The organism is Adhaeribacter terrigena (genome assembly GCF_016623615.1).
Taxonomy (GTDB): Bacteria; Bacteroidota; Bacteroidia; order Cytophagales; family Hymenobacteraceae; genus Adhaeribacter_A; species Adhaeribacter_A terrigena.
The window spans coordinates 70,082-83,218 of sequence record NZ_JAEHFX010000003.1; the positions used below are offsets into that span (position 1 = coordinate 70,082).

Genomic DNA, 13,137 nt, shown 5'->3' on the forward strand with positions numbered 1-13,137 from the left:
TGCATCTCTTAATCTGAAAACTATGAAAAAAATTACTAAACTTTTTTTGCTTTTATTTTTTATCTCGGTTACGAACCTGGTACTGGCGCAAAGCAAAGGCCGCATTTCAGGCAAACTGGTAGAAGCAGATGCAGGCATTCCGGTTGGTTTTGCTTCGGTCGGGTTGTTTGCTGCCAAAGATTCCAGTTTAATCAGCGGGGTGACTGCTGCCGAAAACGGGACCTTCACGTTCGAAAATCTAAACTTCGGAAATTATTATCTGTACGTAACGCTGCTTGGTTATGCGCCTAAAACGGTTCCAAACCTGGTGCTTTCAAATGCCAAACCCGAACTGCAATTAAATGCCGTAAAGGTAGTTTCCAACGCTAAAAAACTCAGTGAAGTGGAAATTGTCGCCCAGAAAGACCTGGTAGAATATGGATTGGATAAGCAGGTAATTAACGTAGCCAAAGATATTTCCAGTACCGGCGGCACCGCTTCCGATGCTTTGAAAAATGCGCCTTCCGTGGCCGTAGATATCGACGGCAATGTAAGCGTGCGGGGCAGTTCGAACGTAACGGTTTTGGTGGATGGCAAGAATTCCGGTCAGAACGCGCAAACCATTCTGAGCCAGACGCCGGCCAGTGCCATTGAAAGAATTGAAGTGATCACCAATCCTTCGGCCAAATACGATGCGGAAGGCATGGGCGGCATCATCAATATTATTCTGAAAAAGGAAAAGAAACCAGGGCTGAACGGAAACGTGATGCTGAACCTGGGCACGGCCGGTAATTACAATACGAGCCTTGGTTTGAATTACAACGTTAAAAAATTCAATTTCTTCGGCAATTACGATTTTAACCAGCATTCCCGCGACGGTTATTATCAGCTGCTCAGCTACCGGCAAAATAATTACCTGGAGCAGAACCAGACCAGCAGCCGCGTAGGCCGGTCTCATATTCCAAAGCTCGGGTTCGATTTTCAGCTTTCCACTAGTCAGACCATTACGCTTTCGGCCAAATCTTTTATAAATGATATGACGGAGAAAGAAGCGGTGCACAATATTGCCCTGGCCCGGGAGCCCTTATACTTTACCCGTTTTGGTAAAACAGTAAACGCCGTTGCGGCCACCGACCTGACTTTCAATTACCGGAAAACCTTTGCCGATAAAAGGCGGGAGTTTACAGCCAGTGGGGTTTATACCAACATAAATGGCCGTTTCGACCGGTTTATTGAACACCGGCCTACCAATGGAGCACGGGTGCCTTCCGGCGATGAATATTATCAGAATTTTCCCCAGGATTTTCACGTGAAGCCGCTGGTGGCGCAAATGGATTATGTGCACCCGGTGGGAGAGAAAGGCAAATTTGAAACCGGCCTGAAACATGCGCAGCGCGTGCTAACCAGCGAATTCCGGACCGAACAGGCCGGCGCGGGATATACGAACCTGACCATGATCGATTCGCTTTCCAATAAATTTGGTTTCGGCGATTATATAAATGCTGCGTACGCCAATTATGCGAATGCCTGGAAGAAACTGAATTACCAGTTCGGGCTGCGCGCCGAGCAAACCAATATCCGGATCAATAATTTTTCGGACGAAGACAAATATACCACGCAATACCTGGATCTGTTTCCGAGCGTTTTCCTGAGCCAGGAAATTGATGAGAACCGCAAGGTGCAGCTGAATTACAGCCGCCGCGTAAACCGTCCGAATTACGAAGCGCTGAACCCGTTTAAAAATTACACCGACCAATACAATGTGTGGAGCGGAAACCCGAAAATCAAACCCGAATACGTAGATTCTTACGAAGCCAGTTATGTGCAATTCTGGAAAAGCGGTTCGTTTACCAATACCGTTTTTTACCGCAACGTGCATAATTTAATTCAGCAGGTGCGCTACCTCGATCCTGCCCGGGAGCTGGTGGCTTACAATACGTACGTAAACCTGGACGATGCCAAATCTTACGGGCTGGAGATAAGCGGGTCGCAGGCATTGGCAAAATGGTGGAAACTGAGCGGCAACGTTTCGGCGTTCAATTACAAAGTTTCTGGCAAACCGCTGGGCGTGGAAGCCAACAGCGATAAATTCAGCTGGCTGGCGCGTTTTAATTCTAATTTTACGTTGCCCAAAGATCTTTCCGTGCAGCTTTCGGTGAATTACCGCAGTCCGCAGGCTTTGGCACAAGGCACCCGCGATGCCATTTACAACACCGATATAGCCCTGAAAAAAGATGTGCTGCATAAAAAAGGATCGATAACGCTGCGTGTGAGCGATGTATTTAATACGCTCCGCTATAATACCAGCATTACCAGCGAAGATTTTACCTACGACCTTTTTGCCAAACGCCAGACCCGCATTGCTTTTATCGGTTTTGCTTATCGTTTCGGAAATGAACAAGATAAACGCCGCCGGCCGGAGGTGAACAACGGCCCAGATGGCATGTTCTAAAATTTAATTTCCGGTTTAAAAACGCTATCCTTTTTAACGCAAAAAGGATAGCGTTTTTTTTGTTTTCAAGCATGAAAGTAAATAACGAAAACGCTTTATGTGCTGCGTTTTCACTTCGGATTTCGTAAACAGGAATTAATACTTTTTACGCCTGAAACCATAGCGTTTTAATTTCTGGCATCAGGTTTGAATTACGGGTAGCAGAACGCTTTGGGAAAATATTTTAAGGAGTGTTAAACCTTTTTAAACCCATTTAATCAAAGCTTCAGTTTTCGAAAACAAAATCATTACAAACAAACGGAATTAAAAAAACAAGCATATGAAAAAGGTAGCATTAGCCCTGGTATTTGGAATATTATCTATGGCAACAGTTTCTGCACAAACCACGCAGAAAACAAAAGTGAAAACAGAAGGCGGCCGTGATGCCAAACTGAATTACGAATTAAAACAGCAAGGGAAAAAAGATCATCAGAAACGCACCCCGCAGGAACGCGCTGACTTGCAGGCCAAACGTTTGCAGACGCAATTTAACTTAACCGATGCTCAGGCTTCTAAAATCCGGGAAATGAGCCTGGCCAAAGCCACGCAGATGCAGGCCCTTAAAGCCAAATATGCCGAAGACCGTAAAGCCATGGGTTCGGAAATGAAAACCGTGAGAAGCAACTGGGACAATGAATTAAAAAGCGTGCTGACGCCGGATCAATATGCGCAATACGAAAAAGACCGGGCAGCAAAAATGGCTAAGCGCAAAGAAAACCACGGCAAACGTAAAGGTCAGACAGGCGAGCACAAAGGTAAAATGAAATTTAAAAACGGAGAGAACGCTGGTCGTGAAAAAAGAAAAATTGAACTCAACGACTAAGTTTTGAAAAGGTAAAGTGCATAAAAAAACCGGCCCCGTAAGGTCGGTTTTTTTATGCACTAAAAGTTGAATTTATTTCTTTTTGGTACTCCGTTTGGTTTTGCCTTTTGTGGTTTTGCCTTTTGTGGCTTTGGTTTTTTTAGGCGCTTTCTTTACTGTTTTTTTAGCGGTGTCGGTTAGTAACCCGGAAACAATGCCGGTTACTACCCCAAGCGCAATTTCGGAACCGTGTTTTTTAATGATCCGCCCTATTTGTTTGGTTAATTTTTTTCGGGTTTTTGGTTTTACTTTTGCCATTGTTTTTCTGAGTTAGTGTTGCCGTTCTTATACCCCTTTGCCGGAAAAACGTTGAAAGCTGAAAACAGTTTTTGGCCCATAAGCCATACCGTTTTTTTTCATACGGCCGAATTGCCTAATTTTGAACCAATGTATACAAGAGAAGAAGCATCCCAGCTCCGGCAGAAATTCTGGACCACTTTCGGGCAGTATATGGCGCCTGTGCTCTCGGCCGAGGGGTGGCGTGTAAACTGGATTAATTACAACACCCGCCTGAAACACGTTTATTTCCGGATGCAGGCCGATAAAAAAGAAGCTTCTATTGCCATTGAAATTACCCACCAGGACCCGGAATTGCAGGAATTATTTTTTGAACAGTTCCTGGCCCTTAAAACCCTGCTGCACGATACGCTGGGCGAAACCTGGAATTGGGAATTACACGGCACCGACGAACTGGGCAAAACCGTATCGCGGATCTATACCGAGCTGAAGCCGGTAAACGTTTTTAACAAGGAAGACTGGCCGCAGCTCATTTCCTTTTTTAAGCCCCGTATTATTGCATTGGACGCTTTCTGGAACGATGCTCAGTATAGTTTCGAAGCGTTGAGATAGCCTGATTATCAGTTTCAAGAATTAGGCTATTTACGAATTTTCAGGTAATTATCTTCAGTTTGTATTTGTTTGTTACTAAACATTGTACGAACTTTGCATTCTAGTTTTTTATTATTTTTCCTATATTGTGGAAACTCTTTTAAATCCGGCTACCATGTTTACCTACGAGGTAAGAGGCGATGTGATACTGGCAAGCTGGAACGATAACCTGAGCGCAGAATCTAAAGCATTTTTAGATTCTATTAAACACCTCATTCAATTTGCCTCTGAGCGAAACCTGAAAAAGATCTGCATCGATTCCGGGAAACCGGCAGGAGGCGTGCTGACGGAAGACGTAATGCATTTATTGCAAACTTCGATCGTGAAAATAGAAGTTGATAAGATCGCCTTGCTCGAATCCTGCGATTTTCACTGGGACAATAATCTTTATCAGTTCCTGCAATACCTTAAAACTTATCTGCAGCTGGGTTTCCAGATACGGTTATTTACCAATAAAAAAGGCGCACTCGAATGGCTGGGTGCCATCTAAACGAGTTTTGACCGGACAAAACATAGCGTTTTACCAGGTTGTCTGATCCTCGTTTTCCGCTGACGTACTTTTCCCAAAACCGGTTCTGGAATTATAAGGCGTGCCGCGGCCTTCGAGGTGGTTTTGAATATCGCGGTAAAATTTTGCTTCGTCCAGGCGCATAAATTCCAGCCACATTTCCTGGTCTTGTTGCGTCATGCGGTCGGTTATATGGCTAAGTTGCAGGCCTTCGCGTGCTGAGATCAGTTCCTGCAGATACGGGTCCGATTCGAGCAGAAGTTTGATCCTGATCCGGAAATAATCATTTAATTCAAGGTACCTCTCAGCATTCCATTCCCAAAATTCCGGTTTCATCATGATCTTTCTGCGGCTTTAAAGGTATTACGAAAAAGTTACCCTGCTTAGTTATGCCCGGCAGCTTTTAAGGGCTCCAGCAAATAAGTCAGGCCGTTCAGTTTTATTTCATAGATGGTAGCCAGCTGCATGCCCAGTTTACCTTCCGGAAAGCCTTTGCGCCCAAACCATTCCAGGTAGGAAACCGGCAGGTCGCAGAGCAGCACGTTCTTATATTTTCCAAACGGCATCCGGTTCTTTACTAATTGGAGCAGAATTTCAGATTCGGGTTGCAAAGCGGTGTGTTTTTAAAGGGTACGTATTCCGAAGATATTGATAAGGGATGGCTTTTCCTATTGGACAGACGGGTTTTTATTGGTTTTACAAAACGGAGTAAGGTGATTTTCCGGGCATAAAAAAAGGCCAACCATTTTCAGATCAGCCTTTTTTATTTCGGGTTTGGGAGAATTACGCTTCGATGCATGCTGGTTGAAAAGTTTTATCCTGGAGGGTCAATTGGTAAAAGTCAGCTTTTTCTGCGTTGTAAAAAGCCTGGTATTCTTCTTCGGTGAGTTCTTCACGCAGGGCAATGTGGAATTTTGTGAGTTCCGGGAAAAGATCGTTCCGTTCCCGGCGTTCATGCAGGCAACTGAGGTTAAAATCATAGAAATTTTTTTGTGCATTCATAAATAAAAAAAGGGTTAAAGGGTTAAAATATTGGAAAAACCAACGGAAAGATAACATACTTATTTAAAGCGTATTAAGTTGTTTTTTTTCCTTGATAAATATTCTATTTTACTTAAATTCGCCTTAACATCAGATTTTGCCCTGAAAAAAAATGCCCAACCGTGGTTTTTTTTCAGGCTTGGGCCGGCATTAAAAATAAACCATTCGGGCTATATTTCGTTTTTGCAAAGTTGACAGGTTTTTAAACGGCAGCAGGCCGCTGATATTGTTTTGCAGGGAAGAAAAATGCTGGTTTACAGAAAATTACGAATCCTTACATATTGATCATTTTTTACACACTTTTACTAACCATTCAAAACTATGATCCGAAATTTTAACTTAAAAACCACCCTTTTTGTCGGTGCGCTGGCCCTTACATTCGTAGCCTGCGACCGGGCTCCGAAAGGCGATAACGCTACTATTACCGAAGAAAAAGCAGCGGCTGAAGCCACCGGGCAAACTTTTGTGGTAGATACTACAGATTCGCACGTGCGTTTTACCGGCCACGGTGTGGGTAAAAACCATCCGGGCAAGTTCCGGCTTTCTTCCGGCACTGTGGCAGTGGCCAACGATCATATAACGGGCGGCGAATTTGTGATCAATATTCATTCCATGGATCTGGAGGAAGAAGGGGAGATGTTCGATAAAAAGCTGCACCCGCATTTAATGAGCGGCGACTTTTTTGACGCCGATAAATTCCGGACCGCTAAATTCGAGATCACCAAAGTAGAACCGTATAAACCCAACGATAAAGATACGTCGCTGGTAGAAGGGGCTAATTTTAACGTGAGCGGCAACCTGACTTTAAAGAATGAAACCAAGAATATCACTTTCCCGGCCCGCGTTGAGCTGGACGGCGACAGAATAAAAGCCAAAGCTAATTTCGATATCGATCGCCGCCAGTGGCAGATGAATTACGGCAACGATAAAACCTTGGGCGATAAATTTATTTCCGAAACGGTAAACATTGAGCTCGATCTGAAAGGCAGAAGACAGTAATTTCTGTCAGAGTATTTTTGCTGATTTTCCGGTAAAAAAGGCTATGCTTTTAAGCTGAAAAACTAACCGGGAAACACGTGTAAAAAAGGCTTCTTCTCTTTACAAATTGTATAGAGAAGAAGCCTTTGCTTTATTAAGCGTATCTTTGCCAGGCGTAAGCACTTTTTTACCTTCAAACCCTACCGTTTTTCGCATGAATTTTTCCTCTCTTGGTTTAGCTGCCCCTTTGCTGAAAGCTATTAAAGAACAAGGTTACGACCAGCCTTTCCCCATTCAGGCACAAGCGATTCCGGCCATTTTAGCGGGCAACGACGTGTTGGGAATAGCCCAAACCGGTTCGGGAAAAACGGCAGGTTTTGCCTTGCCGGTTTTGCAGCAGCTGCAGTTTAAACAGGAAGCGAAAAACCGCTACATCCGGGTGTTGGTTTTGGTGCCTACGCGGGAGCTGGCCTTGCAAGTGGCCAACGTTTTCCGGGGTTTCAGTACGTATTTAACGCGCCGGGTAAAAACGCTGGCCGTGTTTGGCGGCGTTAGCATAAACCCGCAGATGATGGCCCTGAGCGGAACCGAAATTCTGGTGGCCACGCCTGGTCGCTTGCTCGATCTGCTGGAAAGCAACGCTTTGCAGCTTTCAGAGCTCGATACGCTGGTACTGGATGAAGCCGATAAAATGCTGAGCCTGGGTTTTGCCGAAGAGATGGAACGCATCTTTGCCTTATTACCAGCCAAACGGCAGAACCTGCTCTTTTCGGCCACGCTTGCCGACGATGTGCAGGCCATAAAAGCCAGAATGCTGCGTAATCCGGTAGTTATTTCGGCGGAAGAAAAGCTGGAAGAAGGCGATGCGCTGGAACTGATAAAACAAGTGGCTTACCGGGTGAGTCAGGAACGGAAAGGGCCGTTTCTGCGCTACCTCATCAAACACGAAAATATGCAGCAGGTGCTGGTTTTTGTGTCGAGCACGCGTAACGCCGATAACCTAGTAGTGAAGCTGAAAAAGAACGATATTGATGCCATGGCCATGCACGGCGAAAAAAGCCAGGGGGCGCGGGTGGAAGCCTTGCGCCGGTTTAAAGCAGGTCAGGTGCGGGTACTCGTAGCGACCGATCTGGCTTCCCGCGGCATCGATATTCAGTTTCTGCCTTTCGTGATCAATTACGACCTGCCGCGTTCGCCGAAAGATTACGTGCACCGCATTGGCCGTACGGGCCGGGCCGGCGCTACCGGCGAAGCTATTTCCCTAATTACTCCGGAAGACGAGCATCACTTCAAAATCATTCAGAAGAAAATGGGTAAAACCGTAGAAATGCGCGAAACTGACGAAGTGAACCTGCACGGGGTTTAGTTGTTCGTTGTTCGTTGTTCGTTGTTCGTTGTTCGTTCAATTTTTGGGAATACAAGTTACGAAGAAATCGAATGCAGCTAACTTTCGATCATTATTCGCGCTACATTTCTCTTTTCAGAAGGATACAAATAGTATTTTAAACTCCCTGAGAGCGAGTACTATAGGTTCAAAGGCTTATAAAAGTATACTGTAGGGATTATACCGGAGTGTTCTTTTTAACAACGAAAAGCGGTTGAAATACTTTTTTACCTGGAAACCATAGCGTTTTCATTTCAAAATAAAGGCTGATCGTATTCGTTGTAACTTTACTTTTAATACTGTCGCCTAAACCTTAATTGCTTCCAATCATGACCAGACAAACCAGGATCATTTTATTAACAGTGGCGGCGGCTTTGCTCGTTTGGTTTACCTGGGATGCTTTCAGCCAGCCGGGCGTGCAGGATCTGCAGGGCGGTTTTGAGGAAGTGGCAAGTTACCGGAATGAAAATAATACCGGACCGATCATTCGGGTGTATGCTGTAACGGTGGCCGCTCCTGAAAAAGCGGAGATGGAAGCGTACGGAAACTACATGCCGCACACCAAGTATGGAAATACCAAAGTTTTTTTCTTCTCAAAAGATAAGTCTTTTCCGAAGGAGGTTTTACCCGGGGAAGAAAATTTTCCGGCGGAATATCAGAAAAACGTAATTGCCCGTTACGAAAAAGATGCGATGGGCCAGGTTAACTTTAAAAAGTTCTGAGCAAATGGAAGTGCATTATCAGCTGCCGAGGAATTAGAAGCTAACACATAAATAAATATCCGTAGCAGTTGCGAAATTGTTCCTGTCATTGTTCTGGAAAATCCCCGTAGCGTAGGGTTTAAACCCTACGCTACGGGGATTATTTATATGAGCAGAATTTTCTTATCATACTTTTGAAAGCAAAAACCATAGCGTTTTTAGCCGCAAAATAAAAAGCCAGCCTGAAATTTCGGGCTGGCTTTTTTATTTTGAATTAGAATTCCGTTTAAATATAAACGGAATGCAAAGTGCTTTTTATGGTAAAAACGCTATCGTTTTATGGCCTGAAAGTCGGTGCCTTACTTTTGTTTCTGGCCCTCTTTTTCCAGTTTTGTTTTTTCTTTTTCCTGCTTTTTAAAATAGCCTCTGAACAGGAAATTAGATTGCAGGGCTTTCATGTTTTCGTCCAAGGTAGCGGAGCTTTTATCGAGGTTGCTCATGGTGTTTTTCAGCTGCGAGGCAAATTCCGGATCGTTGATCAGCACGCCCATCGCATTGTCTTTCTGTTCCAGTTTTTCGCTGGCCTGTTGCAGGTTTTGCGCCATTTGAGTAGCGGCAGTAGTCGTTTGGTTTAGTTGCAGCGACGAGGCTTTTATGCGGTTAAAAACGATGGTATCGGTCAGTAACTGGTTAGCCAGCCCATCTTTGCGGTTCAGTTTCTGGCTGAACTGGGCAATGGCCTGCGAAGCCTGGTTGCTGGTTTCCGAAACTTTGTGCAGGTTGTTTACAATAGCGTTAAATTTTTCGGCCATTAAAGAATCGCTTAGCAGTTTGCCGGCCGGACCTTTGCCTTCCACCATTTGCCTGCTCAGGGTTTTAAAATCGGAAGTGATGCTGAGCAGGTTTTGGTTATTCTCCTGCAGCGTAGCCATAATGGCGTCGGTATCGGTGGTGCTTTCAACCTGCAGCTGATCATTGTTTTCTATGGCCGGCGCCTGCGCGGTGCCGCCTATCACTTCAATGATCTTGTTGCCGATGAGGCTTTCGGAGCCCAGGCGAACTTTGGCATCTTTGCGGATAAACTGCTGCGAGGCTTCTTCTATGTTCATGGTTACGCGCACCTGTTTGTTGCCGGTAAGTTGTATCTCTTTCACCGTACCGATCTTTACGCCCGAAAACCAGATATTATTTCCCACTTTCAGCCCGGAAACATCCTTGAAAACGGCTATGGCCTGCACACTATCTACAAAGCGTTTTTGTTGACCGCCCAGCATAAAAATAGCCGCTACCAGAATAGCAAGGGCCAGGGTTATAAAAATGCTGACGAGCACAAAACGTTTACTTTCTTCGGTCTTCATTTAATCAATAAAATTGTAGTTATAAAAAGCCTGCACGCGTTCATCATCCGTACTGAAAACTTCGTCAAAAGTTCCCTGCCGCTGAAACTGTCCGTCGAGCAGCATTACCAGGCGGTCGCCGGTTTCGCGGGCGCAGGTAAGGTCGTGGGTAATGATAATGGATGAGGTGTTGAAGCGCTGCTGCACGGCATTGATCAGGTTGTTTATTTCCTGGCTGGTAATGGGGTCGAGGCCGGCGGTAGGTTCGTCGTAGAGCATAATGTCCGGCTTCAGAATTAAGGTGCGCGCAATGCCAATGCGTTTGCGCTGCCCACCCGAAAGTTCCGAAGGCATCTGATCGGCAGTTTGCCCCAGGCCTACGGCTTCAAGCACAATATTAATAAAGCTGTTTACCTGTTTCTGGGTAAGGCTGGGATCATGGCGTTTGAGCGGAAATTCGAGGTTTTCCTGCACCGTCATGCTGTCGTAAAGCGCGCTGTTCTGAAACGAAAAGCCTACTTTTAACCGCAGGGCATTGAGCTCTTTACGGTTAATTTTGTCCACATCTTTTCCCAGCACGTTCACGCTGCCGGCATCGGGCCGGAGCAGACCCGAAATGATCTTGATCAGCACCGATTTTCCGGTTCCTGATTTTCCTAACACCACCAGGTTTTCGCCCCGGTAAAGGTCCAGATCTACGCCTTTGAGCACTTCAAAATCGTCGAAAGCCTTGTACAAGCCCCGGATGGAAATTACTTTATCCTGATAATCTATTACAAATCGTTCTTTCCGCATCGTTCTTCAGCTTACATGTTTCGCAATGCCCCGATGATCTGCAACGAGATCAGCTCTTCCAGAAAAACCAGGATAATGGCCGTAACCACCGACGAGTTGGCCGCTTTGCCTACGCCTTCGGTACCTTTGGAAGAATAATAGCCTTTATAGCAACTGATCATGCCAATGGTATAACCAAAAACAACCGATTTTATAATGGAAGAAAACAGATCGAGAAAGGAAATGGCGTCGAAAACCTTCACCATAAAGGTAATGAAACTGGTTTGTTCGTTCGCACTTACGTTCATATAAGAGCCCAGCAAACCAACCAGCACGGTATAAAGCATGAGCAGGGGCACCATAAGCGTAGTAGCCAGCACCCGCGTAACCACCAGGTACTTAAACGGGTTGATGGCCGAGACTTCCATGGCATCGATTTGTTCGGTTACCCGCATCGAGCCCAGTTCGGCGCCGATATTAGAACCCACCCGGGCGGCCGTAATAATGGAGGTTACCAACGGCGCCAGCGCTCTTACAATGGCAATGGAGATAAGCGAAGGCAGCCAGGAGGTAGCACCAAAAGTTGCCAGCGAAGGCCGCGATTGGTTTGTGAATACCACCCCGATTATAAAACCGGTTAAGGTAATAAGCGGCAGCGACCGAACCCCGACTTCATAAAATTGGTTCAGCACTTCCCTGAATTCGAAAGGGCGCGAAAACATCTCCCGGAAAATGGAGGCGTTGAATATGTACACTTTATGAAGATCCAGAAAAGCCTTGTCGATTTTTCTGGAAATAAGGAATTTCCGGCGCGGCGGGTCGTTTGTTTGATCCATGAACGGGTTTGTAAATCCAGGCCTGTATTTTACAGGTAGCAACAGGAAAGTCTGAGGGTACTTTTTTAGCCAATCTGCCTACCGTTTTACCTGTCCGGTAAACAAAGATACGTAATGCTGGCCTGTAACCTTACGCAATATTACGGTTTAATGATACATGCAAAAATCATTTGTTAGATAACATTTCGCTGGAACACTACCGGCAATTCTTTAAGTTACCTGGGTTTCGAAGCCGGGTGATTGTGCTTTGAAATATGCTTTGAAACGAAAGGTGCAAAGATATAAAAAATATTTTTAGTTCTGTATTTGCAGAACCAAAAGAACCTTGCTAATTTTGCGCCCGGTTTAAAAATCTGTAGTTCTTACATAAAAATTTTAATAGAATGTTAACCAAAGCATTAGCCCTCAGAAAGGAAATTGCCCACCTGATAAGCGCTAAAAAGAAAGTAAAGGTATCGAAACTTAATCACAACACCTTCAGCGCGCTCGGCTTCGATGAGCTGGATGTAGTAGAAATGATCCTGGAAGTAGAAAAGAAGTACCACCTGGTAATTCCGGATGAACTTCCGCTAAAAACGATCGATGATTTTGTACAGTTCGTGGGTTCGCCGGAATTAAAGCAAGCCAGCTGATAACCGCTTACTTGAGTTTTCGCGGGCAAAAGCATAGCGTTTTTTATTGATACAAGCTGTTGTTTCAGGGAAAATTTAAAAAGATAATGCAGCAATTTCCAAGGAAATAAATTTAGTTCTCAAAATTATGAACTAAAGAAACTAAACACTACCTTTGCAACGTTAAGCTCACAGAAAGGAATAATAATGCTATTAACAGAGAAACAAAAAGGGCTGATCGAGAAGATCGGGATCGTAACGGAGCGGGAAGGGATGCAGCCGGCCGCCGCCCGGATCGTGGGCTTGCTCTACGTTGCCGATAATCCGGAGCTCACTTTCGAAGAAATTGTGCAGGCCCTGCACATCAGTAAAAGTGCGGCCAGCAACGCCCTTAACCTGTTGCTGCAAACCAACCGCATTGAGTACACTACTTTTTCTGGCGACCGGAAGCGTTATTTCCGCATTAAAGTGGCCAACTGGCGCGAAGGTTTTGCTAAGAAAATGGAAGACATGACCAGTTTCAGCCAGGTGCTGCAGGAGGTGCTGAATGAAAGAAACCCGGAAACGGTAGAATTCAATAAGAATCTGGCGGAACTGGCCGATTTTCTGAAGTATGTGAATAACCAGTTGCCTGGTCTGCTGGAAAACTGGGAGAAGATGAGAAAGGGCCAATAGGTTCTTTTTTTAGCTGTTGTTGGTTCTTTTAATTCAGAACCAACAATATATTATAAACCAATTAGTTAGATT

General features: G+C 45.1%; 16 protein-coding genes. 9 read left to right on the forward strand and 7 right to left on the reverse strand.

What is annotated here, in order from left to right; translation table 11 throughout:
* The first annotated feature begins 22 nt into the window (after positions 1-22).
* Together I5M27_RS07030 and I5M27_RS07035 are read left to right on the forward strand one after the other, a co-directional pair.
* On the forward strand, positions 23-2,431 hold the full coding sequence (locus I5M27_RS07030) for a TonB-dependent receptor (protein WP_200505492.1): 2,409 nt from the start codon (positions 23-25) through the stop codon (positions 2,429-2,431).
* Between the two features lie 319 nt (positions 2,432-2,750).
* Complete coding sequence (locus tag I5M27_RS07035) at positions 2,751-3,293, forward strand: membrane protein insertase YidC (protein WP_200505493.1); 543 nt, start codon at positions 2,751-2,753, stop codon at positions 3,291-3,293.
* A 72-nt stretch (positions 3,294-3,365) separates the two neighbouring features.
* On the opposite strand, the gene I5M27_RS07040 is transcribed toward I5M27_RS07035, so the two are convergent.
* Positions 3,366-3,590 (reverse strand): hypothetical protein, encoded by a 225-nt coding sequence (locus I5M27_RS07040; RefSeq protein ID WP_200505494.1) that lies wholly within the window; start codon positions 3,588-3,590, stop codon positions 3,366-3,368.
* Between the two features lie 129 nt (positions 3,591-3,719).
* Between I5M27_RS07040 and I5M27_RS07045 the strand changes: the two genes are divergently transcribed.
* Positions 3,720-4,181, forward strand: coding sequence for a DUF4268 domain-containing protein (locus I5M27_RS07045; RefSeq protein ID WP_200505495.1), 462 nt, complete (start codon positions 3,720-3,722; stop codon positions 4,179-4,181).
* A 127-nt stretch (positions 4,182-4,308) separates the two neighbouring features.
* A complete protein-coding gene (locus I5M27_RS07050) occupies positions 4,309-4,710 on the forward strand; it encodes a hypothetical protein (protein ID WP_200505496.1) in 402 nt (133 codons plus the stop codon).
* Positions 4,711-4,740: 30 nt separating this feature from the next.
* On the opposite strand, the gene I5M27_RS07055 is transcribed toward I5M27_RS07050, so the two are convergent.
* The 3 genes from I5M27_RS07055 to I5M27_RS07065 form a co-directional block, all read right to left on the reverse strand.
* Positions 4,741-5,064 carry a hypothetical protein gene (locus tag I5M27_RS07055; RefSeq protein WP_200505497.1) on the reverse strand — a complete coding sequence of 108 codons (324 nt, stop codon included), beginning with the start codon at positions 5,062-5,064 and terminating at the stop codon, positions 4,741-4,743.
* 47 nt (positions 5,065-5,111) lie between these two features.
* A complete protein-coding gene (locus I5M27_RS07060; protein WP_200505498.1) occupies positions 5,112-5,339 on the reverse strand; it encodes a DUF3820 family protein in 228 nt (75 codons plus the stop codon).
* 172 nt (positions 5,340-5,511) lie between these two features.
* Positions 5,512-5,730, reverse strand: a complete 219-nt coding sequence (locus I5M27_RS07065; protein WP_200505499.1) for a hypothetical protein — start codon at positions 5,728-5,730, stop codon at positions 5,512-5,514.
* A gap of 360 nt (positions 5,731-6,090) precedes the next feature.
* Between I5M27_RS07065 and I5M27_RS07070 the strand changes: the two genes are divergently transcribed.
* The 3 genes from I5M27_RS07070 to I5M27_RS07080 all read left to right on the forward strand — a co-directional run bounded on the left by I5M27_RS07070 (position 6,091) and on the right by I5M27_RS07080 (position 8,853).
* Positions 6,091-6,768 carry a YceI family protein gene (locus tag I5M27_RS07070; protein ID WP_200505500.1) on the forward strand — a complete coding sequence of 226 codons (678 nt, stop codon included), beginning with the start codon at positions 6,091-6,093 and terminating at the stop codon, positions 6,766-6,768.
* Positions 6,769-6,961: 193 nt separating this feature from the next.
* Entirely contained in the window at positions 6,962-8,113 is a 1,152-nt protein-coding gene (locus I5M27_RS07075) for a DEAD/DEAH box helicase (protein WP_200505501.1), read from the forward strand.
* A 347-nt stretch (positions 8,114-8,460) separates the two neighbouring features.
* Positions 8,461-8,853 (forward strand): hypothetical protein, encoded by a 393-nt coding sequence (locus I5M27_RS07080; RefSeq protein ID WP_200505502.1) that lies wholly within the window; start codon positions 8,461-8,463, stop codon positions 8,851-8,853.
* A 338-nt stretch (positions 8,854-9,191) separates the two neighbouring features.
* Here I5M27_RS07080 and I5M27_RS07085 read toward each other — a convergent pair whose 3' ends face one another.
* From I5M27_RS07085 to I5M27_RS07095, 3 genes are read right to left on the reverse strand one after another with little or no spacing between them, the layout of a single operon-like run.
* Positions 9,192-10,190, reverse strand: a complete 999-nt coding sequence (locus I5M27_RS07085) for an MlaD family protein (RefSeq protein ID WP_200505503.1) — start codon at positions 10,188-10,190, stop codon at positions 9,192-9,194.
* The gene (locus I5M27_RS07090) at positions 10,191-10,964 is read right to left on the reverse strand and encodes an ABC transporter ATP-binding protein (RefSeq protein ID WP_200505504.1); all 774 of its coding nucleotides are present in this window, start codon (positions 10,962-10,964) and stop codon (positions 10,191-10,193) included.
* 11 nt (positions 10,965-10,975) lie between these two features.
* Positions 10,976-11,779: an MlaE family ABC transporter permease gene (locus I5M27_RS07095; protein ID WP_200505505.1), complete on the reverse strand. Its 804-nt coding sequence runs from the start codon at positions 11,777-11,779 to the stop codon at positions 10,976-10,978.
* 383 nt (positions 11,780-12,162) lie between these two features.
* On the opposite strand from I5M27_RS07095, the gene I5M27_RS07100 reads away from it, so the two are divergent.
* Entirely contained in the window at positions 12,163-12,411 is a 249-nt protein-coding gene (locus tag I5M27_RS07100; RefSeq protein ID WP_200505506.1) for a phosphopantetheine-binding protein, read from the forward strand.
* A 186-nt stretch (positions 12,412-12,597) separates the two neighbouring features.
* Positions 12,598-13,065: a GbsR/MarR family transcriptional regulator gene (locus I5M27_RS07105; RefSeq protein WP_200505507.1), complete on the forward strand. Its 468-nt coding sequence runs from the start codon at positions 12,598-12,600 to the stop codon at positions 13,063-13,065.
* Positions 13,066-13,137 lie beyond the last annotated feature (72 nt).

What these genes read in the sequence shown, in the direction of transcription:
- I5M27_RS07030 (WP_200505492.1), top strand. Translation starts at nt 23, where the DNA reads ATGAAAAAAATTACTAAACTTTTTTTGCTTTTATTTTTTATCTCGGTT.
- I5M27_RS07070 (WP_200505500.1), top strand. Translation starts at nt 6,091, where the DNA reads ATGATCCGAAATTTTAACTTAAAAACCACCCTTTTTGTCGGTGCGCTG.
- I5M27_RS07100 (WP_200505506.1), top strand. Translation starts at nt 12,163, where the DNA reads ATGTTAACCAAAGCATTAGCCCTCAGAAAGGAAATTGCCCACCTGATA.
- I5M27_RS07095 (WP_200505505.1), bottom strand. Translation starts at nt 11,779, where the DNA reads ATGGATCAAACAAACGACCCGCCGCGCCGGAAATTCCTTATTTCCAGA.
- I5M27_RS07105 (WP_200505507.1), top strand. Translation starts at nt 12,598, where the DNA reads ATGCTATTAACAGAGAAACAAAAAGGGCTGATCGAGAAGATCGGGATC.
- I5M27_RS07085 (WP_200505503.1), bottom strand. Translation starts at nt 10,190, where the DNA reads ATGAAGACCGAAGAAAGTAAACGTTTTGTGCTCGTCAGCATTTTTATA.
- I5M27_RS07035 (WP_200505493.1), top strand. Translation starts at nt 2,751, where the DNA reads ATGAAAAAGGTAGCATTAGCCCTGGTATTTGGAATATTATCTATGGCA.
- I5M27_RS07090 (WP_200505504.1), bottom strand. Translation starts at nt 10,964, where the DNA reads ATGCGGAAAGAACGATTTGTAATAGATTATCAGGATAAAGTAATTTCC.
- I5M27_RS07075 (WP_200505501.1), top strand. Translation starts at nt 6,962, where the DNA reads ATGAATTTTTCCTCTCTTGGTTTAGCTGCCCCTTTGCTGAAAGCTATT.
- I5M27_RS07040 (WP_200505494.1), bottom strand. Translation starts at nt 3,590, where the DNA reads ATGGCAAAAGTAAAACCAAAAACCCGAAAAAAATTAACCAAACAAATA.
- I5M27_RS07045 (WP_200505495.1), top strand. Translation starts at nt 3,720, where the DNA reads ATGTATACAAGAGAAGAAGCATCCCAGCTCCGGCAGAAATTCTGGACC.
- I5M27_RS07055 (WP_200505497.1), bottom strand. Translation starts at nt 5,064, where the DNA reads ATGAAACCGGAATTTTGGGAATGGAATGCTGAGAGGTACCTTGAATTA.
- I5M27_RS07080 (WP_200505502.1), top strand. Translation starts at nt 8,461, where the DNA reads ATGACCAGACAAACCAGGATCATTTTATTAACAGTGGCGGCGGCTTTG.
- I5M27_RS07065 (WP_200505499.1), bottom strand. Translation starts at nt 5,730, where the DNA reads ATGAATGCACAAAAAAATTTCTATGATTTTAACCTCAGTTGCCTGCAT.